This is a genomic window from Neobacillus sp. Fa239 (genome assembly GCF_055395235.1).
Genome location: NZ_AP041611.1, coordinates 4,105,249 through 4,131,969 on the forward strand (window position 1 = coordinate 4,105,249; position 26,721 = coordinate 4,131,969).

General features: G+C 38.5%; 27 protein-coding genes and 1 other annotated feature (1 of these 28 only partly in view). Of the genes, 8 read left to right on the forward strand and 19 right to left on the reverse strand.

From position 1 onward, the window contains the following. Positions 1-122: 122 nt before the first annotated feature. From ACZ5XR_RS20305 to ACZ5XR_RS20315, 3 genes are all read right to left on the reverse strand, one after another. On the reverse strand, positions 123-2,246 hold the full coding sequence (locus ACZ5XR_RS20305; protein ID WP_464498230.1) for a penicillin-binding transpeptidase domain-containing protein: 2,124 nt from the start codon (positions 2,244-2,246) through the stop codon (positions 123-125). Between the two features lie 143 nt (positions 2,247-2,389). Beyond that, positions 2,390-3,607, reverse strand: coding sequence for an MFS transporter (locus tag ACZ5XR_RS20310; RefSeq protein WP_464498231.1), 1,218 nt, complete (start codon positions 3,605-3,607; stop codon positions 2,390-2,392). Positions 3,608-3,707: 100 nt separating this feature from the next. Further along, on the reverse strand, positions 3,708-4,316 hold the full coding sequence (locus ACZ5XR_RS20315; protein WP_464498233.1) for a superoxide dismutase: 609 nt from the start codon (positions 4,314-4,316) through the stop codon (positions 3,708-3,710). Positions 4,317-4,677: 361 nt separating this feature from the next. On the opposite strand from ACZ5XR_RS20315, the gene ACZ5XR_RS20320 reads away from it, so the two are divergent. The 4 genes from ACZ5XR_RS20320 to ispG all read left to right on the forward strand — a co-directional run bounded on the left by ACZ5XR_RS20320 (position 4,678) and on the right by ispG (position 7,876). Next, positions 4,678-5,373: a Crp/Fnr family transcriptional regulator gene (locus ACZ5XR_RS20320; RefSeq protein ID WP_464498234.1), complete on the forward strand. Its 696-nt coding sequence runs from the start codon at positions 4,678-4,680 to the stop codon at positions 5,371-5,373. An 80-nt stretch (positions 5,374-5,453) separates the two neighbouring features. Then, entirely contained in the window at positions 5,454-6,227 is a 774-nt protein-coding gene (locus ACZ5XR_RS20325; RefSeq protein ID WP_464498235.1) for a DUF1189 domain-containing protein, read from the forward strand. Positions 6,228-6,324: 97 nt separating this feature from the next. Next, positions 6,325-6,654: a hypothetical protein gene (locus ACZ5XR_RS20330; RefSeq protein WP_464498236.1), complete on the forward strand. Its 330-nt coding sequence runs from the start codon at positions 6,325-6,327 to the stop codon at positions 6,652-6,654. A 121-nt stretch (positions 6,655-6,775) separates the two neighbouring features. Continuing rightward, a complete protein-coding gene (gene ispG / locus ACZ5XR_RS20335) occupies positions 6,776-7,876 on the forward strand; it encodes a flavodoxin-dependent (E)-4-hydroxy-3-methylbut-2-enyl-diphosphate synthase (protein WP_464502391.1) in 1,101 nt (366 codons plus the stop codon). A 59-nt stretch (positions 7,877-7,935) separates the two neighbouring features. Here ispG and ACZ5XR_RS20340 read toward each other — a convergent pair whose 3' ends face one another. Continuing rightward, positions 7,936-8,307 (reverse strand): hypothetical protein, encoded by a 372-nt coding sequence (locus ACZ5XR_RS20340; protein ID WP_464498238.1) that lies wholly within the window; start codon positions 8,305-8,307, stop codon positions 7,936-7,938. A 192-nt stretch (positions 8,308-8,499) separates the two neighbouring features. On the opposite strand from ACZ5XR_RS20340, the gene ACZ5XR_RS20345 reads away from it, so the two are divergent. Beyond that, positions 8,500-9,105, forward strand: coding sequence for a hypothetical protein (locus tag ACZ5XR_RS20345; protein WP_464498239.1), 606 nt, complete (start codon positions 8,500-8,502; stop codon positions 9,103-9,105). Positions 9,106-9,133: 28 nt separating this feature from the next. On the opposite strand, the gene ACZ5XR_RS20350 is transcribed toward ACZ5XR_RS20345, so the two are convergent. Genes ACZ5XR_RS20350 through ACZ5XR_RS20360 form a run of 3 tightly spaced genes read right to left on the reverse strand, consistent with a single transcriptional unit; the run spans position 9,134 to position 11,180 of the window. Next, positions 9,134-9,547: a Fur family transcriptional regulator gene (locus tag ACZ5XR_RS20350; RefSeq protein ID WP_464498240.1), complete on the reverse strand. Its 414-nt coding sequence runs from the start codon at positions 9,545-9,547 to the stop codon at positions 9,134-9,136. After that, positions 9,544-10,404 carry a metal ABC transporter permease gene (locus tag ACZ5XR_RS20355; protein ID WP_464498241.1) on the reverse strand — a complete coding sequence of 287 codons (861 nt, stop codon included), beginning with the start codon at positions 10,402-10,404 and terminating at the stop codon, positions 9,544-9,546. The genes ACZ5XR_RS20350 and ACZ5XR_RS20355 overlap by 4 nt, the downstream gene beginning before the upstream one ends. Continuing rightward, positions 10,401-11,180 carry a metal ABC transporter ATP-binding protein gene (locus tag ACZ5XR_RS20360; protein WP_464498242.1) on the reverse strand — a complete coding sequence of 260 codons (780 nt, stop codon included), beginning with the start codon at positions 11,178-11,180 and terminating at the stop codon, positions 10,401-10,403. Before ACZ5XR_RS20360 ends, ACZ5XR_RS20355 begins: the two co-directional genes overlap by 4 nt. A 151-nt stretch (positions 11,181-11,331) precedes the next feature. Between ACZ5XR_RS20360 and ACZ5XR_RS20365 the strand changes: the two genes are divergently transcribed. Next, the gene (locus ACZ5XR_RS20365) at positions 11,332-11,592 is read left to right on the forward strand and encodes a DUF2624 domain-containing protein (RefSeq protein ID WP_464498244.1); all 261 of its coding nucleotides are present in this window, start codon (positions 11,332-11,334) and stop codon (positions 11,590-11,592) included. 35 nt (positions 11,593-11,627) lie between these two features. On the opposite strand, the gene ACZ5XR_RS20370 is transcribed toward ACZ5XR_RS20365, so the two are convergent. Further along, entirely contained in the window at positions 11,628-12,521 is an 894-nt protein-coding gene (locus ACZ5XR_RS20370) for a deoxyribonuclease IV (RefSeq protein ID WP_464498246.1), read from the reverse strand. Between the two features lie 23 nt (positions 12,522-12,544). Beyond that, positions 12,545-13,861 (reverse strand): DEAD/DEAH box helicase, encoded by a 1,317-nt coding sequence (locus ACZ5XR_RS20375; RefSeq protein ID WP_464498248.1) that lies wholly within the window; start codon positions 13,859-13,861, stop codon positions 12,545-12,547. A 256-nt stretch (positions 13,862-14,117) separates the two neighbouring features. Between ACZ5XR_RS20375 and vrrA the strand changes: the two genes are divergently transcribed. Next, entirely contained in the window at positions 14,118-14,816 is a 699-nt protein-coding gene (vrrA, locus tag ACZ5XR_RS20380; RefSeq protein ID WP_464498249.1) for a VrrA/YqfQ family protein, read from the forward strand. A gap of 128 nt (positions 14,817-14,944) precedes the next feature. Then, complete coding sequence (locus ACZ5XR_RS20385; RefSeq protein ID WP_464498251.1) at positions 14,945-15,883, forward strand: 4-hydroxy-3-methylbut-2-enyl diphosphate reductase; 939 nt, start codon at positions 14,945-14,947, stop codon at positions 15,881-15,883. Between the two features lie 116 nt (positions 15,884-15,999). On the opposite strand, the gene ACZ5XR_RS20390 is transcribed toward ACZ5XR_RS20385, so the two are convergent. The 10 genes from ACZ5XR_RS20390 to ACZ5XR_RS20435 all read right to left on the reverse strand — a co-directional run bounded on the left by ACZ5XR_RS20390 (position 16,000) and on the right by ACZ5XR_RS20435 (position 26,502). Next, the gene (locus ACZ5XR_RS20390) at positions 16,000-17,115 is read right to left on the reverse strand and encodes a Nif3-like dinuclear metal center hexameric protein (RefSeq protein ID WP_464498252.1); all 1,116 of its coding nucleotides are present in this window, start codon (positions 17,113-17,115) and stop codon (positions 16,000-16,002) included. Next, positions 17,102-17,824, reverse strand: a complete 723-nt coding sequence (locus ACZ5XR_RS20395) for a tRNA (adenine(22)-N(1))-methyltransferase (RefSeq protein ID WP_464498254.1) — start codon at positions 17,822-17,824, stop codon at positions 17,102-17,104. The genes ACZ5XR_RS20390 and ACZ5XR_RS20395 overlap by 14 nt, the downstream gene beginning before the upstream one ends. Before the next feature lie 89 nt (positions 17,825-17,913). Beyond that, complete coding sequence (gene cccA, locus ACZ5XR_RS20400) at positions 17,914-18,285, reverse strand: cytochrome c550 (protein ID WP_464498256.1); 372 nt, start codon at positions 18,283-18,285, stop codon at positions 17,914-17,916. Between the two features lie 185 nt (positions 18,286-18,470). Beyond that, positions 18,471-19,610: an acyl-CoA dehydrogenase family protein gene (locus ACZ5XR_RS20405; protein WP_464498257.1), complete on the reverse strand. Its 1,140-nt coding sequence runs from the start codon at positions 19,608-19,610 to the stop codon at positions 18,471-18,473. Between the two features lie 340 nt (positions 19,611-19,950). Beyond that, positions 19,951-21,078, reverse strand: coding sequence for an RNA polymerase sigma factor RpoD (rpoD, locus tag ACZ5XR_RS20410; RefSeq protein ID WP_464498259.1), 1,128 nt, complete (start codon positions 21,076-21,078; stop codon positions 19,951-19,953). 35 nt (positions 21,079-21,113) lie between these two features. Next, positions 21,114-22,928, reverse strand: coding sequence for a DNA primase (gene dnaG, locus ACZ5XR_RS20415; protein WP_464498260.1), 1,815 nt, complete (start codon positions 22,926-22,928; stop codon positions 21,114-21,116). A gap of 196 nt (positions 22,929-23,124) precedes the next feature. Beyond that, positions 23,125-23,292, reverse strand: a complete 168-nt coding sequence (locus ACZ5XR_RS20420) for a hypothetical protein (protein WP_464498262.1) — start codon at positions 23,290-23,292, stop codon at positions 23,125-23,127. A gap of 236 nt (positions 23,293-23,528) precedes the next feature. Then, positions 23,529-24,338 (reverse strand): pyruvate, water dikinase regulatory protein, encoded by an 810-nt coding sequence (locus tag ACZ5XR_RS20425; RefSeq protein ID WP_464498263.1) that lies wholly within the window; start codon positions 24,336-24,338, stop codon positions 23,529-23,531. A gap of 31 nt (positions 24,339-24,369) precedes the next feature. Continuing rightward, positions 24,370-25,002 (reverse strand): helix-turn-helix transcriptional regulator, encoded by a 633-nt coding sequence (locus ACZ5XR_RS20430; protein ID WP_464498264.1) that lies wholly within the window; start codon positions 25,000-25,002, stop codon positions 24,370-24,372. A gap of 117 nt (positions 25,003-25,119) precedes the next feature. Next, positions 25,120-26,502 carry a glycine--tRNA ligase gene (locus tag ACZ5XR_RS20435; protein ID WP_464498265.1) on the reverse strand — a complete coding sequence of 461 codons (1,383 nt, stop codon included), beginning with the start codon at positions 26,500-26,502 and terminating at the stop codon, positions 25,120-25,122. Between the two features lie 51 nt (positions 26,503-26,553). Further along, positions 26,554-26,721: a binding site (T-box leader), on the reverse strand (it continues 3 nt past the right edge of the window).

Consider the following 26,721-nt stretch of genomic DNA (forward strand, 5'->3'; position numbering starts at 1 on the left):
TTTGTAAATGTGTGTTAGAGTTTTGTAAATGGGTAAAAATATTTTCAGAAGACCTAAGGTTAGATTGCTCAATATTTTCGAAAAAAAACACCTGCCCCAAAAAAGAGACAGGTGTGAAAGTCTTATTGGCCAGTTTGCTGGCTGCTTCCGGTATTGGTGGTGTTGTTAAGTGCTTTTGCCCGTTGTTTTTTCAAGTCAAAATAGGCGTCCAATACTTCACGGCCGATTATTTCATTTACACTCGGTCCGCTGTTTCCCGAATAAGCCCATGGAACTAATACTGCCATAGCCACTTCAGGATTATCACTTGGCGCATAACTGACAAGACTTAAGTTCATTACTTCAGGAGGTATTTTTCCAAATTTCTTACGATCTGGTCCATCATAAAATGCTTGCGCTGTTCCGGTTTTACCAGCCGGACTGTAATCAGCGCCTTTAAAATAGCTGAAAGCCGTACCTCCCGGCGTCTGCATAACCATTTTAAATCCTTCCTTTACTCGATTAATCCATGATTCTGGTTCATCAATTCGGTTTAAAATGGTAGGCTGAATTTCTTGTACAATCGGCCCCATTTGATTTTTTTCCATAATCGGATCGCGTATTTCCTTAACAATATGCGGCTGAATCCGGTAGCCTCCATTAGCAATTGTAGAAATATACTGAGCAAGCTGCATTGGGGTATACGTATCAAACTGACCGATCCCTAAGTCAAGCAAGTTACCTGGCTGTTGTACAACCCCGGCAAATCCAGCCGATTCATTCGGAAGATCAATACCCGTTAACGCTCCGAGGCCAAACTGTTTAAAAGATTGTCGAATGGTGTTGGCCTTTGATAGGTCTAATGGCAGCGGCTGACCGGCAACATAATGCCCCCCTGCCATCGCAATAACCGTTTTCCACATATAAACGTTCGAAGAAACTTGAAGTGCTTTTAAATCGTTCAGCCAGCCAAATGTCTTCCATGAAGATTTAACAGGTGTGCTGGCAATGTGTAAAGGTTCGTCTAACTGCATTTCTCCAGGTTTAATTGCACCTGTTTGATAACCGGTTAAAACCGTTGCCCCTTTTACAGCAGATCCTACGTTATAGGAGGTTGTAATATTTCCTAGGGCAAAGTCCTGCATTGTAGGATTTCCGGTCTTAGGGTCTTTAGCAATTTCTTTTCCGGCCATTGTTAAAATATCCCCGGTGTGTGGGTCCATTAACACAACAAAAGCTCGATCTAAAAGGCCAGAGCCTGGATTTTGCTTCGCTTTCCACAACTCTTGTTCGATAATTTTCTCAACCTTAAGTTGAAGATCCATATCAATGGTTAACTCAAGGTCCTTACCACGTGCTCCTTCTGAGACCACTTCGGTCGATAAAACATTACCGGATTTATCCGTTTGGTTTTTTACCTTCGCTTTTTGGCCATGCAATACATCTTCATATTCCGCTTCAATATAACTTTTTCCAACACGATCATTTCGGCTGTAGCCTTGAGCAAGATATTTATCCAGCTCCTCGCTAGGAATACCTTCATCAGAGGATGTTACTTTTCCTAATACCGTATTTAATGTCTTCCCAAATGGATAGGAGCGATCCCAGTCTGTAGTTGTATCTACACCAGGCAGATTTTCAAGATTTTCACTCACAACTGCAAATTCCTCAGGGGTAACGCCCTTATTTTTAACAATTTGCGGTGTTAATGCAAATCCACTGGTAAATTTACTATAGATTGCTAATGTTTGAAGGTCAGCTGAGGAAAAATGGATATCAGCATTCGTAACCCTTTGCAGCTGCAATTTGTAAAGATCCGAATCAGCTAATTTCTTCTGAGCGAATAAAGCCCATTCGTTTTTAGTGATTAACGCTTTTGCTTTTTCAGGATTTTTCATAATCCAAAAATCCTTTTTGTCACGATCACGTAGTTTTGAGGTATCTACATGAATTAGTTTTGCAAGCTTTCCAGCTGTATTTAACATTTCCTGCGGTGTTGTGTTTTGATATTTAGTATAGGTGATGGCATTTAATGGAGTATTATCAACAATAACCTTTCCATTACGGTCAAACATTTTCCCACGGGGAACAGGAGTATCTACCGTAATATCGTTTGTTCGTTGAATTTCGCGGGTATAATCATCACCATAAACGATTTGAACGACACCAAGACGTAAAATTAAAATGGAAAAGAGCAAAAACACAATAAAGAAAAGCAAATTTAATCGAAATGGCACATGTGTTTTCTTCTTTTTCTTTTTGTTCAATGTAAATTAACACTTCCTTTTTGAGCACGACATAACATTTTCTATTTTATAAGAAAATGTTGTTTTTTACTATCATGAAACCTTGCCAATTTACAACAATCAAGAAAATGGAAAAAGCGATGAGGTTCTTTCTTCTCATCGCTTTAGGCTGCTGGCAAATGGACTCTTTTAATAAACCAATAAATACATGTGTGGCCAGCACCCAAAATCAAAAGTAAGATTGGAATGCTATTTTTTTCATTAAACCACGTGATGGCCGCAAGGAAAAGTAAAATCGAGACAACTCTTCCCAAGTTTAAAAATATTTCTCGGACCACAATATACTCTATCCTCATTTCAGCTGCCTTCCAACCTGTTCCAATCACATCGTAGGTCGTCGATATGTATGGAACAAGCAGGAGCGGGTAGGCAATCGCAATCGTGGAAGCATATATTAGCAGCTTTACAAAATTCACCTTCCAGACAATTAACAGGATTGCTAAATAAAGCAGGATACCGCCTATGAGAATTGCTTTTTTACGAGCCCGTTTTTTAATTAATCGTGATGCCAGGTAATAGGCGATAAAAGAAATCCCGGAATTGAGGAGACCATAGGTGCCTAAAGCCATCTCACTGCCAGTGGATATGTATACGAAAACAGAGATAACAAATAAAAAAGTCCCTTCTCGCAAACCCTGAAAAAAATGGGCATTTGTTATGAGACGCCAGTTTTCATTATGTTTCCTTTCGGCAAAGATCCGGGTAAAACAATACCTTCCATGTGCTGGTCTCCGTTTCAAGGAGAAGCTTAAGAAAACAGCCAACGCAAATAATCCAAGCGATAATCCAAAAACAATGGAATAACCCGTAAACTTTTCAAAACGTGTAATAATAATCCCCGCTGCAAAAGGGCCAATCATTCCTCCGGCTGATGATAAAATTCCTAAAAAGCCGTTAAAAAAATCTCTCGTTTCCGGTTCGGTTATTTCAAACGTTAATACATTAAAGGCCAGCCAATAAAAGCCATAGCCAATCCCTAAGAGGCTGCCTAATAAAAGAAGAAACGTTGCTGCATTTTTTCCCGTTATTAATACTGTTAAATAAAAAAAAGCCAAAAAGATGACACCGATACGAAGCACGATGACGCGATCGATTTTTTTTGCCCATTTACCAGCTAAAATAAAGGTTAACGGCTGCAAAACAACGATTGAGAGGTTGTACAGTGCTAAATCGGCATATTGTCCTGTTTGCTTCCATAAATAGATATTCACGAAGGTGTTTGAAAGGGCGATGCTTAAAGAATATAAACCGCCAATTAGCAGCAATAACGTTAAATCCTTCGTAAGTTCCACTTCACCTAAAATTTTCATTTTTTTTGCCATAAAAAAACTCCCCTTTTTCATAAGGGTAGTCTTTAACAAGCTAGTTTTTCTTATTCACAAAAACAGAAGGCAGCTAAAAAAGCTGCCTTCATATCTTATATTACTTCGCTGCGCTGAAGCGTTTTGAAACTTCGTCCCAATTTACTACATTCCAGAAAGAGTTAATGTAGTCAGGGCGTTTGTTTTGAAATTTTAAATAGTAAGCATGCTCCCAAACATCAAGGCCAAGAATTGGAGTTTTACCTTCCATTAATGGAGAATCTTGGTTTGGTGTGCTTGACACTTCCAATTCACCGTTGTTTACAGATAACCAAGCCCAACCGGAGCCAAAGCGAGTAGTTGCAGCTTTTGCAAATTCTTCTTTAAATGCTTCAAAGCTGCCAAATTTATTTGTAATAGCATCTGCTAGCTCACCAGTTGGGGCACCACCGCCATTTGGAGATAGAATTTGCCAGAATAATGAATGGTTTGCATGTCCGCCGCCGTTATTGCGCACAGCCGTACGAGCTGCTTCTGGAACTTCATCTAAATTTGAAATAACTTCTTCAACTGATTTAGATAATAATTCTTCGTTACCAGCTAATGCGTTATTTAAATTTGTTACATATGTGTTGTGATGTCTTGTGTGGTGAATATTCATTGTTTCTTTATCAAAGTGTGGTTCTAATGCATCTTCTGCATATGGTAATTGCGGTAGTTCAAAAGCCATTTTTAACATCCTCCTATGTATTCATATAATTTTGGGCTCTAGATATTCATAAAAGATTTTTAGAATATTTCTAAAGCTTTGTAGCTTAAGATTACCAAAGTTGGTCTCACGTTTCAAATAAAATGCTTGATTCCAACAAATGATACAATGCCCAAAATGACAAAGAAAATACAATAACCTTTGTCAAAAAAATTAGGTACAAAGTTTCAAAAAATTGTCAGAATTCACCCACATGGCATTCTGTCAACGATTTTTGTCATATTAACGTCTATCTGGGTACTTTTCATGGAAAATCTGTATTGACATGATGTTAATAATTCATTTAAATCAAGCTGAATGGGTATAAAAGGAGTGGCGAACCATGAAGACTAATAACTCTTCCATCTATCAATTACTATGGCAATTTTTTCAGCAAAAGGAACCAGTTCAAAAAATAAAATCAGAAACGGTACTTTTTCAAGAAAAGGACCCTGTTCAGTATGTCTACTTGTTACTAAAAGGGAGTATTGCACTAGGAAGAATTCATTTAAAAGGAAAAGAAATTATTTTAAAAATATTAAATAATCGAGAAATTCTAGTTGAGTATCAGTTCCTCCAACAAAATCCCCATTATCACTTTTATGCAAAAACATTAACTGACTGTGAGCTGCTTGCGATAAAAAAAGAACAATTCGAGGAATTTGTGTTAAATGACCCTGAGGTTTTGAATGCTCTTGCCGTTTCCCTCAGCACCAGCTATTTGAAAGCGCAAATGAAATGTATGGACCTTATTATGAATGGTAAAAAGGGCGGTTTATATTCGATTCTTATCCGTCTTTGCAATTCATATGGCGTATTAACAGAGGATGGAATTCTGATTGATCTCCCATTAACCCATCAGGAATTGGCCAATCTCACCTATGGAACAAGGGAAGTCATTCAACGATCTTTAAAAGACCTACGTGAATCAGGCATCATCTCATATGATCAACAAAAATTCACCATTAAAAAATTGAGCTATTTACGAGAGGAAGTTGACTGTCAGAATTGCTCTCATGAAATTTGTGGAATAAATTAAAGAATGTCATGGATCATCCTTGTATATAATGATTTGTCAAGCTACAATAAAGTGATGAATCTCGGGTGAAGGTGGTCAATATGAATATTTTTAAGCAGTTTATTAAAAGCATTTATTCTCCAAAGGATATAGCGCTTTTTCGTTTTCAAGGGATTGGAAAAACCATTTTATATGTTTTTTTTCTAACATTAATTTCCATCCTTCCATCCATATATTATTTAAGTACCTCACTTTCCAATGGGATTGATACGGCTAGATCTGTCATAAAAGATGAAATACCATCCTTTACAATTAGCAATGGAAAGCTCGAAGCTGAAACAAAAGTTCCAAAGACAATTGAAAAAAATAACTTTACCATCTTGCTTGATCCAACCGGAGCCATTTCCGAAAAGGATGTGGAAGCACAAGATAATGCATTTGCACTGTTAAAAAATGAATTTGTCTTAGCAACGGGAGGTAAAACACAGACCTATCCCTATTCGATGCTCCAAGGGATGAAGATCACCAAAAGTAATTTGCTGGACTTCATAAACTCCATTGATAGCGTGAAAGCCATTATTATTCCGACAGCTTCTTTTCTTATTTATTTATTTTCAAGTGCCTCCAGTTTTATCGAAGTGACCGTTTTAGCACTGATTGGTTTAACGATTAATAACCTCTCGGGCAGAAAATTAAAATATGGCCAATTATGGCGAATGGCTGCCTACAGCGAAACATTGCCAACTGTTTTTTTTACGGTTATGTCAGCGATTAAGACCTATGTTCCTAACAGTTTTATCATTAATTGGTTTGTCATCATTATCGTCCTTTACCTTGCTATAAACGAAACGCCAAAGCCGAAAAAAATCAACTAAAACGCACCTCTCTGGTGTGTTTTTTTATTCTTGGTTCTATTTGAAATTGGACAAGCATACGAATGTACAAACATTGCTTTTTTGGAGGCTTGTACATATGAAAAAATTATTCGGACTAGTGCTCACAGTTCTTGTCATGTACGTTATTTATATTGATTTAACGATCGGTACTTTGCCAAAAGTTTCTACTCAAAAGGTTGATGCACAAGTGGAAACTGCCCAAAAGGCCATCACAGGATTACCCTCCTTCCAGGCTAAAGTGGCACCGGGTGAAACCGTCATTTCGATCGTAGAGCACCATATTAAAAAGCCATTACCGGTTTCGATAACCGATTTAATAAAAGATTTTCGTAAGCTTAATCCTGGCAAAACTCCGGAAAAAATCCAAATCGGCTCTACCTATCAATTTCCTGATTACTCTAAGTAATCAGGATAAAACCGTTTATCTTGTCAAGATTAGTAGTAGACTGATAAAATAAATTGATATTGACTTAGTAATTACTTTTATTCGAATTCCAATTTAAAGGAGCGAATTCCACGTGAGTGAAATAATACATCGCACGAAAACCCGTCCAATTAAAGTGGGAAATTTAACTATTGGCGGCAATAATGAATTGATTATTCAAAGTATGACAACCACTAAGACTCATGATGTTGAAGCTACAGTGGCTGAAATTAAAAGGCTTGAGGAGGCTGGCTGTCAAATTGTCCGCGTCGCATGTCCTGATGAGCGGGCAGCCAATGCCATACCGGAAATTAAAAAGAGAATCAATATTCCTTTGGTCGTGGATATTCATTTTGATTATAAATTAGCACTTAAGGCGATTGAAGGCGGTGCCGATAAAATCCGCATCAATCCCGGTAATATCGGTAAACGTGAAAAAGTCGAAGCTGTTGTAAAGGCAGCCAAAGAGCGGGGAATACCTATTCGCATCGGTGTAAACGCTGGTTCACTCGAAAAACGAATTATTGAAAAATACGGTTATCCTACTGCAGATGGAATGGTCGAAAGTGCTCTCCATCACATAAAAATTCTGGAAGATTTGGATTTTCACGACATTATTGTCTCCATGAAGGCATCTGATGTAAATCTTGCGATTGAAGCGTATGAAAAAGCGGCACGTGCTTTTGATTATCCGCTGCATTTGGGAATTACAGAATCAGGTACCCTTTTCTCCGGTACGGTTAAAAGTGCTGCAGGTTTGGGGGCAATAATCAACAAAGGGATTGGAAACACACTTAGAATTTCATTAAGTGCAGACCCGGTAGAAGAAGTTAAAGTGGCCAGAGAGCTCCTTAAAGTATTTGGACTTTCCTCCAATGCAGCGACATTAATATCCTGCCCAACCTGCGGACGAATTGAAATTGACCTCATAAGCATTGCGAATGAAGTCGAGGAATATATTCAAAATATTAAAGCTCCAATTAAGGTATCGGTACTTGGCTGCGCCGTCAATGGTCCTGGCGAAGCACGCGAAGCAGATATTGGAATCGCTGGTGCCCGCGGTGAAGGCCTGTTATTCCGGAAAGGTGAAATCGTTCGAAAGGTACCTGAGGCTGAAATGGTCGAGGAATTGAAAAAAGAAATCGACCTAGTTGCTGAGGAATATTTCAAGAAAAAAGCTGAGGAAGAAAAGGTAACAAAATAATAAATTAAGAAGAGGATGGGAGCCATCCTCTTCTTTTTTGCCCCTATGCCGGAAATTGGTTAAAAGAACGGTAAAATAAAGATGCCAATCACAATGGAAACGACGCCAATACCGATTGCCCATGCTCCAAGCCCAGCGGCTCCTCTAGCTCGTGCAATAAATCCTAACACAATCCCTGCTGCACCAAAAAGAATTGGCAATACAAATAGAGATAAAATCGAAAGTGCTAAAGCAGCATAGCCGACGCCCGTTCCACCCTCTGCTCTACCACTAATATCGTCATAGTCCCTTCTTCGGACCAGCGGTACAGGTGCTGCAATTTCTGCAGCCGTTTCTTCTCTATAGTCTGAAGGGTCATTTGGGATATCTTCGCCAATGTATGCACTCTTGGTATATTCACGCACTTCATTGTCTCTCTCAAGGTCTGCCATTGTAATCCCTCACTTTCAGTTATAGGAGCACTATTATTGTTTGCGTTTATGGCACTTTTAATATGTTAATGTTTGTCTTAAATAGCGCTTTGTTTCAAAACATCCAAAAATATTTTTCTTTAGTGAGGATACCTTCTTTGGTAAAATAAGAACAGACGTTATATTTAACCATGTTGAAGGTGAATGCAAAAAATGAGAAAGAGATTTGGAATTGACATCGATGGAACAGTTACGTGCCCTTCTGCACTGCTGCCATTTATAAATAAAGCATTTGGTTTAAACCTAATCCTGGAAGATATAAAACAATATTCATTAACGCCTTATGTAAATGTTTCGGAACAGGAATTCTCAAAATGGTTTACTGAAAATGAGCCGGTTATTTATGAGGGTTCCCCGCTTGCGCTTGGGGCGGAGGATGTCTTAAATACCTGGAAGCATGAACATGATTTATTTTTCATAAGTGCACGTGGTTCACACCTCCTTGAAGGTACAAAAAAATGGTTCTCTGATAATGGATTATCCTATCATTTAATTGAGTTAATCGGCTCGCATGATAAAGTGGCAACGGCGAAAAAGCATAAAGTTGAGCTCTTTTTCGAGGATAAGCATGACAATGCCGTTATCATCCACGAAGAATGTGGCATCCCCGTTGTTTTATTTGACACTCCTTATAATCAAGATCCACTGCCAAAAGGGGTTATTCGGGTAAATAACTGGTATGAAGCCTACGCCTGGGTAGAAAAATGGTTGAACAACGAATCTGAACAAAAGGCCCCGGCCCTTTCCGGGTGGATCTAAAAAGAGGATGACGTGATGTCATCCTCTTTTATATGGAGCATTCCGGACAGCGTCCGTAAATTTCAAATTTATGTCCAGAAATATCATATCCCATCAAATCCTCATTAAGATCTGCCATCGGGCATGTATCTATTTCTTTTGTTTTGCCGCAATCAAGACAAATAAAATGATGGTGATGATTATGACGCGAACAGGTAAACCGGAAATGCTTCTCTCCCGATAATTCCGTCATTTCCAAAATTCCCATACTAACGAACAGGGAAAGGTTCCGATAAATCGTATCAAAGCTTAAACCAGGATAGCCGTCCTTTAATTGATCCAAAACATCTTTTGCAGTAAGGTATTTATCATTTTCAGCAAACAGCTGGAGGATCTCTTCTCTTTTGCCTGTATGTTTAAATCCCTTTTCTTTTAAATACCGGAGTGCCTCATTTACATTCACACAGAACCCTCCTTATCTGTTTTTTTATTTACCATTATTTTTTTAATCATAATCACTAATACTAGAATAAGAACAGCAATCATCACAATCGTCCCGCCGGGAGCAAGATTTAAATAATAAGCGGTAAATAATCCGCCGAGCACTGATATTTCACCAAAAAGAATCGAGAAAAAAATCGTTTGTTTAAATCCCTTTGCTATCCGAATGCTTGCTGCAACCGGAAGCGTCATTAAAGAGGAGACCAACAAGATTCCAACTATTCTCATTGAAGCTGCAATGACAAGGGCAACCATTACAATGAAAATAAAATGAATACTTTTGGCAGCAATCCCGGAGGCTTTTGCGTGTTCTTCATCAAACGATAATAAAAATAGTTCTTTATAAAGTAAAACGATTACCAGGATGACCACAATACTGATCATAAAAATAATCCATAGATCCATTCGGCTGACAGCAGAGACACTGCCAAATAAGTAACTGAATAAATCCGTATTAAAACCATTTGCAAGCGATATAAAGATAACGCCCAATCCGATTCCACTTGAAAGAATAATCGGAATAGCTAGTTCCTGGTAATGTTTATATACTCCTCTTAACTTCTCAATAAATAACGAGCCGCCTACAGAGAAAACCATCCCTAAATAAAGAGGATTTAACCCGGTAAAAAACGCAAAATTCTTTTCAAGCAGCAAGCTTGCAGCAATCCCCGCAAGCGTTACATGGCTGAGGGCATCAGCAATTAAGGACAATCGTCTTACAACGATAAATACACCTAAAAGCGGGGCAAGAACGCCAATCATGATTCCCGATATGAAGGCATTTTGTAAAAATTCGTAATGAAAAATTCCTGCGATCATTTTACTACGCCTCCATGATCATGATGATGTGATAACAAATGGACGCCATGCCCATAAAAATCAGATAATCCATCTGCTCTAAGCTGTTCAAATTCCTCGGTATCTCCATGGAAATGTAAATGTTTATTCAGGCAGGCAACATGGGTAACCTTATCCGAAACAGTCCCAATATCGTGGGTAACCAACAAAAGAGTGATCCCATTCTTTTGATTTAAATCACCAAGCATTTCATAAAAGGAATTAACATTCTGGACATCGACCCCGACAGTAGGTTCATCCAGAATAAGCATTTTTGGTTCACTTACAAGCGCACGGGCAATAAAAACTCGCTGCTGCTGTCCCCCTGAGAGTTCACCAATATTTCGATGGCGAAATTTCTCCATTCCAACAGCTTCTAATGCATCATACACCATTTTTGAATGTTCCTTCTTGAAAAAATGAAACATTCCCAGCCTTTTTGTTAAACCGCTTGCGACTACTTCAAAAACAGTCGCCGGAAAACCTGTGTTAAAAGAATTTGCCTTTTGAGAAACATAGCCAATTTGCTGCCATTCTTTAAATTTAGCCAATTCCTGGCCAAATAAATGAATATCCCCTGTTTGCGGCTTTAACAAGCCAAGGATTAGCTTTAAAAGCGTTGATTTCCCGGATCCATTTTGGCCGACAATCGCCAGAAATGAACCTTCTGGAACGGAAAGGTTGATATTCTCAAGCACTAAATCCTTTTCATAACGATAGTAAAGATTATTTATTTCAATAACAGCTTCTGTTGTCATGCATTCTCACCTTTAATTTTAAGAATCATTCCGATTTAACTTCAAGTAGTATACAACAGGACTCACTTTCTGTAAAGTTTCTAAGTTGAAACAAATGATTTAGTCACATTCTTTCTTCTTTTTCATACATTAGGAAGGAGGAGTGATGAGGGTGAAGATATTTGAAAACATCATTAATCATAAAATTAACACGATTACGGCTGAAGAATTGTTAAAGTATGCAAAACAATTTAATATCAATGTAAATCGGGTGCAGGCAAAAAAAATTGCTGAATACTTAAAAGGCAAAAACATTAATATTTTTGATGATGTCCAGAGAGCCGCATTAGTAAAAGAAATTGCAAAAACTGCGGGCACTGAAACGGCTCGTGAAGTGAATAAACTATTTATGCAACTTACAAAAAGCGGATAATAAAAAAAGCTGTGCGAAAATGCACAGCTTTTTTATTATCCCTGCATGATGATATCAAGCAAATTATCATTAAACCTTTGTTCGCGAAGCATGTTAATTTCAAATTTATATGGAGCTTTCTTGTTGTCTTTGTCCTCTCCGACAAATGGAGTTTCTAATATTTTGGGAATGTTTGAAAGCTGCGGGTGATGAATAATATAGTTCAGTGCTTTAAACCCGATATGGCCAAAACCTATATTTTCATGGCGGTCCTTTCTCATTCCAACTGCATTTTTACTATCATTAATATGAAGGACTTTTAATCTGTCTATCCCGATAATTTTATCAAACTCATTTAGGACACCATCAAAATCTTCAACGATATTATAACCAGCATCATGGGTATGGCATGTATCAAAACAAATTGAAAGCTTATCGCTAAAATTTACTCCATCGATAATCATGGCAAGCTCTTCAAATGATTTGCCACATTCGGAGCCCTTCCCAGCCATTGTCTCTAAAGCGATTTGAACATTTTCCTTGCCTGTTAAAACTTCATTTAAACCTTCGATAATTTTCTTAATTCCTGCTTCTGTTCCTTCCCCTACATGTGCTCCTGGATGAAGAACGATCTGCTGGGCACCTATGGCCTCTGTACGTTCAATTTCAGTACGAAGAAATCGGACACCTAATTCAAATGTATCTGGATTTATTGTATTGCCAATATTAATAATATAAGGAGCATGGACAACAATTTCCGTGATTCCATTTTCCTCCATATGACGTCTTCCTGCTTCAATATTTAGGTCTTCAATTTTTTTCCTTCTGGTATTTTGCGGTGCTCCTGTATAGATCATAAATGTATTTGCTCCGTAGGAGACCGCTTCTTCACTTGCAGCAAGCAGCATTTTCTTGCCGCTCATCGAAACATGTGATCCTATTTTTAACATTCGATACCTCTCCGTTCGCAATTTTATTTCTTTCTCTGAGTTATTTTTCTTTGCCTTTTTTTGATTTTATCCATTTCCCATTGCATTTTCTTTTTATAGCCAGGTTTTACTTTCTGTGGCTTTTTAATCATTGATTTAGCTTTTTTATCGGCCTCGTCTTCTTTTCTTACGCGGGTTTTTCTTTTATTCCTATCATCTAATTCTACAAATTCCCCATTTTTAAGGTCAACATAGTTGAACCCGATGCCCATTTTTTCTAAACGAATCAGGGCATCTTCATCGGATAAATCATAAATTGTGAGGGCAATTCCGGAATTACCAGCCCTCGCTGTCCTGCCTACCCGGTGAACATAAAAGTCTAAATCAGAAGGCAGCTCGTAATTAATGACATGGCTAACGCCTTCAATGTCAATTCCCCTTGAAGCGAGGTCGGTTGCCACAATATATTGATAATCCAAGTCTTGGATCTGCTTCATCATTTTTTTTCGTTCTCTTGGATTTAAATCTCCATGAACCCTTCCTACTTTTAAACCTTTTTCAATTAAAAAGTTTGCCACTTCTTCTGCCATTTTTTTTGTGTTCGTAAAAACAATTGCTAAATATGGATTGTAGTTTACAAGGGCATCATGGACAAGCTGTTTTTTGTTGCGGTGTCTCGACGGTAAAAGAAAGTGTTGTAAATTTGGGGCAGTCCTTCTTTTTGCTTCGATTTGAATCGTTTTAGGATTTTCCATATATTTTTTCAGGAAAGGCTTTAATTTTTCCGGAATAGTCGCTGAAAATACCAGCATTTGCAATTTTTCAGGCATTTTTGCCGCGACCTGATCTAAATCCTCGATAAATCCCATGTCCAGCATCATGTCCGCTTCGTCGACTACTAGGATTTCTGCTGTATGAACAAAAAGGGCTTGTTCCACCATCAGATCTTTAATTCTTCCAGGTGTTCCGACAACAATATGCGGTTGTACCTTCAATTTCTCAATTGTCCGCTGTTTATCTGTTCCCCCAATATAACACCTAGTCATTATTTCTTTTTCTGGACTGCAATGAGCCGTTATTTTTAAAATTTGGTGATAGATTTGTGATGCCAATTCCCTTGTAGGTGCTGTAATAACTGCTTGTACTTCCTGGCGATCCGGATTTATCCTCTCAAGAATAGGCAATACAAAAGCAAGGGTTTTTCCTGTCCCGGTTTGGGATTGACCTATGGCACTTTCTTTCTTTAAAATAATCGGGATCATCTGCTCCTGTATGGCAGTGGGTTCATAAAAAGTCTGTTCATTTAACGCCTCTATAATAAACGATTGAAACTTAAATCGATCAAAATGATTTTCCTTCATATAATTGCTCCTTATTTAAAAAATTAATCTCATGAGTTTGGCATTGATTTCACGGATTTGCAAGTGTTTCCACATTTCTTTTCATCCTGCAATTATATATAAGATTTACGTAAAACACCAGTTATCTTAAGCTTTTTTCTTTTCTGTTTCTTTTAAACAACAAATTTTCAAGGTAGTCCTGTGCATTATACCTAAACCAAAATAGGTTCTATGCATAAGTTAAAACATGGATGAAGAAAGGAGAGGAGGCGTTATTATGCAGCCAATACCAAGGAATCCAATGCAGGGCGGATTTGGACAGCAAATGATGGGGCAAGGACCATTTGGTGGAGGAAGACCAATGATGGGAGCTGGCCCATTTGCAGGAAGAAATCCAATGATGGGAGCTGGCGGGAATCCGTTCGGCGGAGGAAATCCATTCGGCGGAAGAAATCAGATGATGGGTCAAATGATGGGCATGCCACAACAAATGAACCGGGGCGGAGGCGGTTTTCTTTCAAGAATTCTTGGAAGAGGAAATCAGGCAGGCGGTTTAGGCGGTTTGAGAGGTATGCAGGGTGCCGCAGGGGCAGCTTCCAGAGGCGGAGGCGGAGGTTTACTGCAATCATTAAGCAATCCTGGCGGGATCACTGGATTTCTTAATAATACTCAACAAGTGTTAAAAACAGCTCAATCGTTTGGGCCAATGATTCAACAATACGGACCAATTATCAAGAATCTCCCTGCCATGTGGAAGCTTTACAGGGGCCTTAAAAATGCACCGGATACTGACGAAACAAAGGAGAAAGATGATAGTACCAAGAATGCGGTCGAATCAAACGTAGAATCATCAAATAAACAAGTTGTAACAAGCAGCAAAAAGAAAACTCAAAAAAGAACATCGCAACAAAAAACAACTGGCAATAGTTCGATTTCAAACAAAAAAGGATCTTCCGTTCCTAAACTATATATATAAATGAAGAATGCTGTGATCAGCATTCTTTTTTAATTTGATGGTATAATGTATCTTTGTATTATTTTTATTAGTTTTATATAATGAATAGGTATTCTATTAATTACGTTCTTTTTAGGAGGACTTTATATATGCAAATCATTAAAATATCGCCACGCGGTTATTGCTATGGTGTGGTTGATGCGATGGTTATCGCCAGAAATGCAGCTTTAGATAAAACATTACCACGTCCTATCTACATTTTAGGAATGCTTGTTCATAATAAACATGTCACCGATGCATTCGCCGAAGAGGGTATTATCACTCTCGATGGTGAAAATCGTATAGATATCCTTAATAAAGTCGAATCGGGAACAGTTATATTTACAGCTCACGGTATTTCTCCTGAGGTACGCCAGCTTGCAAAAGAGAAAGGTCTTGTGACGATTGATGCTACCTGTCCTGATGTTACAAGAACTCATGATCTCATTCAGGAAAAAGCAAAGCTGGGCTATCAGACAATCTATATTGGCAAAAAAGGGCATCCAGAGCCTGAAGGAGCTGTCGGAGTAGCTCCAGGTTTTGTTCATCTTGTGCAAACACCTGAGGATGTTGAAGCACTTAACCTTGATTGTGATAAGCTTATTGTGACGAACCAAACAACGATGAGCCAATGGGATGTAGCAGATACCATGAAAAAGGTACAGGAAAAATATCCACATGTAGAAGTCTACAATGAAATTTGTCATGCGACCCAAATACGTCAAGAAGCCGTGGCTGGACAAGCAACTGATGCTGATGTGACGATTGTTGTCGGTGATCCAAAGAGTAATAACTCTAACCGGCTTGCACAGGTTTCAGAGGAGATTGCTGGAACAAAAGCATATCGTATAGCGAATATTGAAGAATTAGAAATTGATTGGATTAAGGATGCAAAAACGGTTGCCGTAACTTCCGGTGCCTCCACTCCAACACCGATTACCAAGGAAGTTATTACATTCCTTGAACAATTTGATCCAAATAATGAAGCTACATGGGAACGAAAGAAAAACGTTCCATTAAACAAAATCCTTCCAAAAGTAAAAAATTAAGGCTATTTCAAAAGGGTCAGACCCCACAACCTCTATATGTAGCTGAACTTATCTTAAAAGCAGCTTTATATAGAATGTTGGACGAGGGGGTCTGACCCTTTTTTATGAAACTCTTTTTAAATGAATTGAAAAGGATTGGTATTCAGTTCGGATGGAAATATCTCCACTTGATACCCGGAATCCTGACACATCTTTTTCAGGACTTCAGCAACTCCTTTTTTCATAACTTTTTCAACATTGTGACCAGGATCAATCATGTTCAAGCCCTGCATCATGGCATCATGTGCTGTATGATAATAAATATCCCCGGTGACATAAACGTCCGCCCCTTTAAACTTGGCATGTGTGAAATATTTATTTCCATCCCCACCCAAAACAGCCACTTTTTTTACTTTAGCGTTCAAATCACCAACTACTCGAACACGGTCCACTTCAAGGGCATTTTTAACTTTTTCTGCAAATTCAGCCAAAGTCATTTCAGGGATTGAACCAATTCGTCCCAGGCCAAGAACCTCACCCTTATTGTCAACTGGATAAATATCATAAGCAACCTCTTCATATGGATGAGCTTTTAGCATGGCAGTTATCACTTTTTTCAACAACAGATCAGGGACAATGGTTTCAATCCTTACTTCCTCTACTTCTTCGATCACGCCCGGTTTTCCGATAAATGGCTCCGTGTTGTCACCTGGTAAAAACCGGCCTGTACCGTTAGTAGAAAACGAACAATGACTATAATTTCCAATAAAGCCTGCTCCTATATCTCCAAGCGCGCTTCTAACTGCCTCTTCATGACTGGCAGGGACATATACGACCAATTTTTTAAGACAAGTTTCATATGTAGGTACTAAAATTTCCGTTTTTTCTAATCCAAGCGCACTGGCAAGTAAGTCATTGACCCCGCCAGTTGCCACATCAAGGTTTGTATGTGCAGCATAAACAGCAATATCATTCTTTATCAACTTTTCAATCATTCTGCCAGGTGTCGTGTCTGTATGCAAGTTTTTTAACGGTCGAAAAATGGGGGGGTGATGAGCTATAATCAACTGAACATTTTTTTCAATTGCCTCATCAATCACTTCCTCCAGAACATCGAGGGCAATCATGATGCGGTTAATTTTCTTGTTCAGCCGCCCAATTTGCAAACCAATTTTGTCTCCTTCCATCGCTAGTCCCTTTGGAGAAAATTGCTCAAATAACTGAATAATTTCATGGCCGTTAGCAGTCTTCATCGTCTAATTCCCTCCTTACCCAGTTCATTTTATCTTGAAGTTCCAACTTTTTTTGACCGGTTTCTTCAGTTGGTGCTGCACTTTCAAGCTGTTCAAATATTCGTTGCCAGCTTCTCATTTCAAGGCTCCACTTTTTCTTAAAGGCTTCAGTTTTTCTTTTAAGAAGGATGGGGCCTAACAAGAGTTCTTTTTCCAATTGGGCAGCTTCGTACGGTTTAAGAGGCTCTCCTTTTTCAGCTATTAACACTTCATAAATTTTCCCATCTTCTTCAATGATTTCTTCTTCAACTAATTCCCAGGCATTTTCCAAAAACCATTTTCTGATGGCGACCGCATTGATATTGGGCTGCAGGATCAGCCGTTTTACCGAAGAAAGCTTATCTTTTCCATTTTCCAATATACTGGTAATCAGCGTGCCGCCCATCCCGGCAATTGTTATGGTATCAACTTCATTTGGCTGAAGAACAGCTAAACCATCGCCCATTCGAACAGAAATAATATTGGAAAAACCTTCTGATGACACTTTCCTTTCAGCAGATTGGAATGGTCCCATTGCCACTTCGCCGGCAACAGCAAAAGAAATTGCTTCATTTTTTGCTAAAAAGCAAGGTAAATAGGCATGATCAGAGCCAATATCCGCCAGTCTTGCCCCTTTGGGAACATATTTTGCGACCGTTTCCAAACGGTCTGATAACTTATCTGTATTCAATATTATCCACCACACCTTAATCCATTTCTTAGCGGCTTACGTCATTAAGTATAAAAAAAGTCCTTCACATTAGCAAAGGACTTTCCTTACTATTTAATTTTAGATACCCAGTCCGCCATAGCAGCCGCTTCGCTTTCGGGAACTAAACCTGGAGGCATGATACCGCCTTTACCTTTTGTGATAAAGCCCATAATTTGCTGTTTCGTAAACTTTTTACCTACTCCATGCAATGAAGGGCCCACTCCCCCTTGATACTGATCGCCATGACAGCCAATACAAGTTGATTTATAAATGTCTTCTGGCTTAGCTGAAGCAACAGTCTCTGTTTGAGAAGTAGTACTCTTCCCTTTATCTTTGGCTAAATCTTTTCCATCATAAAGTCCCTTAAAGGACAATATGAATATTAGCACAATTCCAAAGACAAAGATCAGGATGTAAGGAATCACCGGATTTCGATTCATACTATAACCTCCCTTATGTAAGTAAAACTGTTAAATAATAGAACGATTACAAACAACTACTATTTTACTTGAAAATTGACAGAAGGAAAAGTCCTAATCTTACTTTGTCCATTATTCTTTTAAAAAAATTAAAAGAGGCGAAAAATGTGTTCAGCCTCATTTTAATTTCCGCTATTATTATTTTTTTAACAGCCAATGCTTCTCGAAATAACCATCCGTTGTACCTCGGAAGTACCTTCTCCAATTTCGAGCAATTTTGCATCCCGCATCATTCTTTCGACATGGTACTCCTTCATATATCCATATCCACCAAGTATTTGAACGGCTTGGTTGGTTACGTCTCTGCACATTTCAGAAGCAAACAATTTACACATTGCAGCTTCTTTTGAAAATGGCCTCCCCTGGTCTTTTAACCATGCAGCCTTGTAAACCATATTCCGTGCCAATTCAATCTTCATTGCCATATCTGCAAGCTTAAACTGAATAGCTTGAAAGGAAGAAATCGATTTGCCAAACTGCTTCCTTTCTTTTGCATAGGCAAGAGCCTTCTCATAGGCCCCTTGAGCAATCCCAACTCCCATTGCACCAATCCCGATACGGCCGCCATCCAGAGTGATTAAAAACTGTCTAAAACCCTCACCAAGTTTACCTAAAAGATTTTCAACAGGAACTCTTACATCTTCTAACACAAGCTCAGTCGTATTGGATGCATGCAAACCCATTTTTTCATAGTTATCAATTACTTTGAAACCATCGATCTTAGTTGGCACAATAATGGCACTGATTTCTTTCTTCCCATCCTTTTCGCCGGTTATCGCAGTCAGAGCTAAATGGTTCGCATAACTTGCATTTGTAATAAAACATTTATTACCGTTAATGACAAATTCCCCGTTTTCCTCCTTTGCCGTCGTCCTGGTCCCGCCAGCGTCAGACCCTGCATTCGGCTCTGTGAGACCAAAAGCACCAAAGGATTCACCGGTACAAATCGGCGTTAGGTACTTTTGTTTTTGCTCTTCTGTTCCAAACAAATTGATCGGTGCCCCGCCTAAAGAAATATGGGCAGAATAAGTGATTCCAGTCGACCCGCAGGCCCTGCTTAATTCTTCGGTTACAATTGCAAAACTGACAGTATCTGCTCCTCCACCGCCATATTCCTCAGGAAACGGCAGCCCCATGACTCCCATTTCAGCTAATTTTTTAAAAACTGGAAGAGGAAATTGTTTATTTCGATCCCGATCAATCGCACCTGGTGCAACTTCCTCGTCTGAAAATTCGCGTATCATTCGTTTGATCATTTCTTGTTCGGATGTTAAATCAAAATTCATAGTTATCCCCCTTATTTTGTATGCGCTTTCTTTTATTATAAGAGGAAAATAATTGTTTTCACAACATTTAAAAATTTTTAAAAATAAAATATTATACAAATATAGAATTTTATCCTGATGCATCCTATAAATTTCAATAAAAATAGTTTATCTGGAAAACAAAATTCATATTTTAAAGCAATATATAATTTAGAGGTCTATTTGCAAAATGAAAGACAATTCAGTAAAATAAATGACAATAAGAAAAGTAATTGTCATTTTTCGGAACTCAATCCCGTGAATTTTGGCAAAAAAAATAGTTTACTCCATTAAAGAAGTAAACTATTCCTAATTATTCATTTTATTCTAAGAAATCTTTAAGGCGCTTGCTGCGGCTTGGATGGCGCAATTTACGCAATGCTTTTGCTTCAATTTGACGGATCCGTTCACGCGTGACTCCAAATACTTTGCCTACCTCTTCGAGTGTACGAGTACGTCCATCGTCAAGTCCAAATCGCAAGCGAAGAACGTTTTCTTCTCGATCGGTCAAGGTATCAAGGACATCCTCAAGCTGTTCTTTTAACAATTCATAAGCAGCATGTTCGGAAGGGGATGTTGCATCCTGGTCCTCAATGAAATCTCCAAGATGTGAATCATCTTCTTCACCAATAGGGGTTTCGAGTGATACCGGCTCTTGAGCAATCTTTAGTATTTCTCTGACCTTATCAGGTGTTAAATCCATATCTTCGCCAATTTCTTCCGGTGTTGGTTCACGCCCAAGGTCCTGAAGTAATTGCCGTTGAACACGTATTAATTTGTTAATGGTTTCAACCATATGAACAGGAATTCGAATGGTTCTTGCTTGGTCTGCAATCGCCCGTGTAATCGCCTGACGAATCCACCAAGTGGCATAGGTACTAAATTTAAACCCTTTGCGATAATCAAATTTCTCAACCGCTTTAATAAGACCCATATTTCCTTCTTGAATAAGGTCTAAAAACAGCATACCGCGACCCACATAGCGTTTTGCAATGCTGACAACAAGTCTTAGGTTAGCTTCCGCAAGCCTGCGCTTTGCTTCTTCATCCCCCTCTTCAATGCGGTTAGCAAGCTTAATTTCTTCCTCAGCAGAGAGTAGGTCCACTCGGCCTATTTCTTTCAGGTACATACGAACCGGATCGTTAATCTTCACTCCAGGAGGAACACTAAGATCATTTAGATCAAACTCATCATCGTCCTCTTTGGACAATTGCTTAATATTTGGATCTTCCTCGTCACTATCTCCGACTAACTCAATTCCTTGGTCACCTAAAAACTCAAGAAACTCATCCATTTGCTCAGATTCCACATCAAAATTAGCAAGTTTCTCAGCAATATCATCATAGGCAAGGACACCAATTTTTTTACCCAGTTCTGTCAACTGGTCTTTTACTTGTTCAAAGGTTAATTCATTTTCAACCTCTTTTGAACGGGCGGATTTTTCAGCCATATGTCCCCCTCCTTCCAGAATCAAAGACAATATAATTAAAATTTTAGCGATTTTCGCAGTTGAATGATTTCCATTGCAATAGCCGCAGCTTTTTTGATGTCGTTTTCACGCTCAGCCGCTTTTTCTTCAAGCTCTTTTTCTTTTATCTTTAACAATTTTGGATAATTCAACACCTGTTTGATATAATCAGTTAATTCTTGAGTGGTTAATTCATCATTAATTGGCATCATTTCAATGTTAGCAACCATTCTTCTAAGGTTTTCATCCTGGATATAGGTTAAAAAAGCACTTGAATCGGGATTGAGATGCTCTTCATAAAATCCAAACAGATAGGTTATAATTGCTTGATGTTCATCGATATTAAACACGTTTCCCTGCATAAGATCCTGCACTTTGTATGCAGCATCCCTATTTTTTAGCATATGGGCAATCAAACGCCTCTCCGCTGTATAATGAGCGGGTTTTAATTTATTTTCTGGTACAGGCTTTAAAACCAGTTTATTCTTAGGTGGATGTTCAGCTGTTGATTTCCTTTTTTCTGCGAAAAAAATCTGTTTTTGCTGCTGTTGCAATGCATCCAAGGAAAGAGAAAACTCAGATGCTAACTGTCTTAAATAATGATCCTTCTCGACAGCTTTTGTTAATTTGCTGATTTCTTTAATTATCTGTTCGATATAGGCGAGCCGATCTCCTTCAAGCTGAAGGTTCTTCCCCCGCCGGAAATAAAGAAATTTAAAAGCCATCCAGGTCGAGCTTGCACCGATAACCTCATTGCGGAATTTTTCAGATCCAAATGCTTTAATATATTCATCCGGGTCAAATCCATCAGGCATTGTAGCGACTTTAAGATGAAATCCTGCCCCATCAAGTAGGTTACCTGCTCGAAATGCTGCTTCGATTCCCGCCTTATCAGAGTCGTAGCAAATGACGACAGACTGGACATTTTGTCTGAGCAGAGAAATATGCTCCTCTGTTAATGCTGTGCCCATCGTTGCAATCCCATTTTCAACTCCAGAGCGATCGGCAGCTATACAATCCGCAAAACCCTCAAATAAAACAGCCTGCTGCATTTTTTTCATATTGGGTCTAGCTAAATGAAAATTGTATAAAATCTTACTTTTATTAAAGATTGCTGTTTCAGGACTGTTCAAATATTTTGGCTCATCTCCACCAAGCGTCCTCCCTGAAAAAGCAATCGGACTTCCATGACGATCGAAAATCGGAAACATAATTCGGTCTCTAAATCGATCAAAATAGGTTCCGGTTTTTTCACTTTTGATAATCAAACCGGCTTTTTCCATCCATTCAGGCAAAAAATTTCTTTTGGAAAGAAATTTATAAACAAAGTCCCAAGAGTTTAAGGCATATCCTATTTGAAACTTATCAATAGACTCCCTGGTAAAGCCTCTTTCCAGCAAATATTCTAAAGCATGTTGACCTTCCTTTGTATTTACCAGCAGATGGTGGTAAAATTTACATAAGAGCTCATGTGCTTCTTTTATCGCCTGGTGCTCTTTGGAAATTCTTTTTTCATTCCCATCCCTTGTTAAACTCAAATGAAGTTCGATATTTGCCCTTTCGGCTAACTTGCTGGCGGCTTCTTGAAAAGTGATGCCTTCAAGCTCCATTAAAAAGGAAAACACATTTCCGCCCACACCACAGCCAAAACAATGGAAAATTTGCTTATCAGACGACACGGAAAAAGATGGGGTATTTTCTCCATGGAATGGACATAATCCGAAGTAGTTTCGCCCCTGCTTTTTCAGTTGAACATAATCGCTGATCACTTCAACAATGTCAACAGCCTGACGAATTTGGTCTATTTTATCTTCGGCAATACGGTCTGCCATGAAAACAACTCCAGTTTTACAAACAAATATTCTGCATGGAACAGTTAAATTCCTGCAAATTTCGACAAAAATAATGTTAAGCTCTTTATAAATTTTGTGCGATTACCCAAATTAAAAGGTTTTGATCCTCTCCCATAAATCTCTTTCTTGCTGTAGCCTGTAAATCTTTCCCTGAATCAACATACTTCCAATCCGCCTATGTAGTGTTAATCATTCCATAATGAATAAAGGAAGCGACAAAAAGCACCTTAATGGGAAATTTGGAAGCAATTTCGACAATCCCCTCTTTAACCGGGCATGAATCTGCATCGACAAAAATGGTTGGAATGCCTTTAATAGTAGTATTAATTCTACATCCCTCCACATATTCCTTCTTTCTCTGTTAAACTTTATTAAAAAGGATTTATGTCGAATTTTTTTACGGCAGTTTCCTTGACATCTAACAATAAATAGTTTATTCGTTCATATGCAAGTCTAAACCTAAAAGATACATTTTTATCACAATTTTTTATTATAGTACATTCAATATAATTTTTCTATAGTTTTTTAACAAAGAAAATTTGGATTTCATAAAAAAACACATAATCATACGATCATGTGCTATTTTTTATTTTTTTGAATGAAATTAACTATTACATTGGCCGTTTCCTCAACTGCTTTATTTGTTACATCGACTACCGGGCATTTAATTTTTGAAACGACTTGATCGAAGAATGTTAGTTCCTCTTTAATGCGTTCTATATTTGCATAGCTTGCCTGGTCATTTAATCCTAAGGAAATTAAACGTTCCCTTCTGATATTATTCAGTTTTTCAGGGCTTATTTTCAAGCCAATACACTTTTCCTTTGGAACCTTATAAAGTTCTTCCGGCGGGTCTACTTCTGGAACAAGCGGAACATTTGCCACTTTTAAACGTTTATGGGCTAGATATTGCGACAAAGGAGTTTTTGAAGTACGCGATACGCCAATTAAGACAATATCTGCCTTTAATATTCCTCTCGGGTCACGACCATCATCATATTTTACAGCAAACTCGATTGCTTCTACCTTTTTAAAATAATCCTCATCAAGCTTTCTCACAAGTCCCGGCTCACACAATGGAGTCTTTCCGCTGAATATCTCAATTTGGTCCATCAGCGGTCCCATTAAATCGACCGTATAGATTCCAGCTTCAGACGCTTTTTGATTCATATAGGTTCGCATTCCAGGCTTTACAAGTGTAAAAGCGATCATAGCTTTATCCAATGCAACCAGTGAAATAACTTCATCAATATGTTCCTTGTCCTCTACATATGGATATCTTTTCAATGTCATACCTGAGCCATTAAATTGGCTAATGGCTGCTTTGGTTACTAATTCAGCTGTTTCCCCAACTGAGTCAGATACAACATATATAATAGGCATACTCATCCCCTTAACATCTCCTCTTTTAATTACTTTCTTATTCATCGCCGAGTGCAACAAAGGCTCTTGCAATATTCGTTTTTGTTACACGGCCAATAACCTCGAAGCCTTTTTCTGTTTTTTTAACAACAGGAAGGGCGTCAATTTGTTTATCAATTAATTTTTTAGCAACATCTATTAAAAGATCTTCCCGTTCACACATGGTAATATTCGGCATCCTTGTCATAATAATATTGACAGGAAAAGTCGAAAGCTCCTGCTTTCCAAGGCTTGCTCGCAATAAATCCTTCCGCGATAAAACTCCAACTAAAATGGAATTTTGGTCCACTACGAATAATGTACCCACATCTTCAAGGAACATTGTACAAATAGCATCATAGACTGAAACATTTTCATTTACGACGACGGGAATTGATTGATAATTTTTCACGTGTATTTTCTGTAAATTTTCAGTTAACAGCTGTGTTCCTGATTTACCGGTATAAAAATAACCAACACGCGGCCTGGCATCTAAATAGCCAGCCATGGTTAATATGGCAAGGTCCGGCCTAAGCGTTGCTCTGGTCAGGTTTAATTGGTCTGCAATATGCTCCCCTGTTATTGGTCCATTTTCTTGTACAATTTGCAATATTTGTTCTTGCCTCTTAGTCAGTTCGATTGTTCTCACCACCTAAATGTAGCATTTCATGTATTTTTTATAGAAATATTATATCCCAATTATTTTTCATTTGAAAAGAATTTACCGCACTAATGCTAGATAAAAAGGTGCGGAAAATCCGCACCTTTTTTAAAATACCATCTTGCTTTGCAAAAAGCTTACAAGTTCATTGATTGGAAGTCGGGTTTGTTCCATGGTGTCCCTGTCGCGGACTGTAACCATTTGATCTTCCTTTGAATCAAAATCATAAGTTATGCAGAACGGTGTTCCAATTTCATCATGACGACGATAACGTTTACCAATTGAACCGGCTTCATCATAATCAACCGTAAAATGTTTCGCCAATGTACCAAATACTTCTTTTGCTTCTTCAGACAGTTTTTTTGATAATGGAAGCACGGCAGCTTTTATTGGTGCAAGCGCAGGATGAAAATGCATTACTGTTCGGGCCGTGCCGTCTTCAAGCTGTTCTTCATCATAGGCATCAATCAAGAAGGCCAATGTGACGCGGTCGGCTCCCAAAGATGGCTCAATACAGAATGGAATATATCGTTCATTGGTCTCCGGATCAATATAATTAAAATCTTCACCAGAAAACTGCATATGCTGCTTCAAATCATAGTCAGTCCGTGAAGCAACGCCCCATAACTCACCCCAGCCAAACGGAAATTTATATTCAAAATCAGTTGTCGCATTACTGTAATGTGAAAGTTCATCCTCTGAGTGATCACGAAGTCTTAAATTCTCCTTATTAATTCCTAAAGATAACAGCCAATTCTCAGCATATCCCTTCCAATAATCAAACCATTTCAGCTCTTCTCCTGGTTTACAGAAAAACTCCAGCTCCATTTGTTCAAACTCTCTGGTTCGGAAGGTGAAATTACCTGGTGTTATTTCATTTCGGAAACTTTTTCCGATTTGGGCGATACCAAAAGGAAGTTTCTTTCTCATTGTCCGCTGCACATTTTTAAAATTCACAAAAATACCTTGGGCCGTTTCCGGACGCAGGAAAATTTCATTGGTACTTGATTCTGTTACACCCTGGAAGGTTTTAAACATTAAATTAAACTGACGGATACCAGTAAAGTCATGACTCCCACAATCAGGGCATGCGATATTATGCTCTCTAATAAGCTCTTCCATCTTATCAAATGGGAGGCCGTCCACCACCAATTCAATTCCCTTTTCATCAAGAGCATTTTCAATTAATTTGTCAGCTCGATGACGTGCTTTGCAATTCTTACAATCAATCATTGGGTCATTAAAATTACCGATATGACCGCTTGCCTCCCAAGTTCTTGGGTTCATCAGAATACTTGCATCCAAGCCCACATTATAGGGCGACTCTTGAATGAACTTCTTCCACCATGCTTGTTTAATATTGTTTTTAAACTCCACACCTAAAGGACCGTAATCCCAAGTATTCGCAAGTCCTCCGTAAATTTCGGATCCAGGAAAAATAAAACCTCTATGCTTAGCGTGGGAAACGATTTGTTCCATTGTTACACTCATTTTTTTCTCTCCTTTTGACAAATTAAAAAACTCCCGCCTCTATGCCTTAGGCATAGGGACGAGAGTTACCCGCGGTTCCACCCTATTTGCTGACATTAATCAGCCACTTTACATCATGATTGCTCCGGAGTGCCTTCCTTGGCTTCCTATACCCTAGCTTCCACCATCCTAGGTTCGCTTTTATAGATATTTCCAAGTACTCTTTTCCATCACAGCAAT

Bases quoted from the DNA above. Each gene is read 5' to 3' on its own strand.
- ACZ5XR_RS20310 (WP_464498231.1), bottom strand. From the start codon at position 3,607: ATGGCAAAAAAAATGAAAATTTTAGGTGAAGTGGAACTTACGAAGGAT.
- ACZ5XR_RS20315 (WP_464498233.1), bottom strand. From the start codon at position 4,316: ATGGCTTTTGAACTACCGCAATTACCATATGCAGAAGATGCATTAGAA.
- ACZ5XR_RS20320 (WP_464498234.1), top strand. From the start codon at position 4,678: ATGAAGACTAATAACTCTTCCATCTATCAATTACTATGGCAATTTTTT.
- ACZ5XR_RS20325 (WP_464498235.1), top strand. From the start codon at position 5,454: ATGAATATTTTTAAGCAGTTTATTAAAAGCATTTATTCTCCAAAGGAT.
- ACZ5XR_RS20330 (WP_464498236.1), top strand. From the start codon at position 6,325: ATGAAAAAATTATTCGGACTAGTGCTCACAGTTCTTGTCATGTACGTT.
- ACZ5XR_RS20340 (WP_464498238.1), bottom strand. From the start codon at position 8,307: ATGGCAGACCTTGAGAGAGACAATGAAGTGCGTGAATATACCAAGAGT.
- ACZ5XR_RS20345 (WP_464498239.1), top strand. From the start codon at position 8,500: ATGAGAAAGAGATTTGGAATTGACATCGATGGAACAGTTACGTGCCCT.
- ACZ5XR_RS20355 (WP_464498241.1), bottom strand. From the start codon at position 10,404: ATGATCGCAGGAATTTTTCATTACGAATTTTTACAAAATGCCTTCATA.
- ACZ5XR_RS20360 (WP_464498242.1), bottom strand. From the start codon at position 11,180: ATGACAACAGAAGCTGTTATTGAAATAAATAATCTTTACTATCGTTAT.
- ACZ5XR_RS20370 (WP_464498246.1), bottom strand. From the start codon at position 12,521: ATGTTAAAAATAGGATCACATGTTTCGATGAGCGGCAAGAAAATGCTG.
- ACZ5XR_RS20375 (WP_464498248.1), bottom strand. From the start codon at position 13,861: ATGAAGGAAAATCATTTTGATCGATTTAAGTTTCAATCGTTTATTATA.
- vrrA (WP_464498249.1), top strand. From the start codon at position 14,118: ATGCAGCCAATACCAAGGAATCCAATGCAGGGCGGATTTGGACAGCAA.
- ACZ5XR_RS20385 (WP_464498251.1), top strand. From the start codon at position 14,945: ATGCAAATCATTAAAATATCGCCACGCGGTTATTGCTATGGTGTGGTT.
- ACZ5XR_RS20390 (WP_464498252.1), bottom strand. From the start codon at position 17,115: ATGAAGACTGCTAACGGCCATGAAATTATTCAGTTATTTGAGCAATTT.
- cccA (WP_464498256.1), bottom strand. From the start codon at position 18,285: ATGAATCGAAATCCGGTGATTCCTTACATCCTGATCTTTGTCTTTGGA.
- ACZ5XR_RS20405 (WP_464498257.1), bottom strand. From the start codon at position 19,610: ATGAATTTTGATTTAACATCCGAACAAGAAATGATCAAACGAATGATA.
- rpoD (WP_464498259.1), bottom strand. From the start codon at position 21,078: ATGGCTGAAAAATCCGCCCGTTCAAAAGAGGTTGAAAATGAATTAACC.
- dnaG (WP_464498260.1), bottom strand. From the start codon at position 22,928: ATGGCAGACCGTATTGCCGAAGATAAAATAGACCAAATTCGTCAGGCT.
- ACZ5XR_RS20425 (WP_464498263.1), bottom strand. From the start codon at position 24,338: ATGAGTATGCCTATTATATATGTTGTATCTGACTCAGTTGGGGAAACA.
- ACZ5XR_RS20435 (WP_464498265.1), bottom strand. From the start codon at position 26,502: ATGAGTGTAACAATGGAACAAATCGTTTCCCACGCTAAGCATAGAGGT.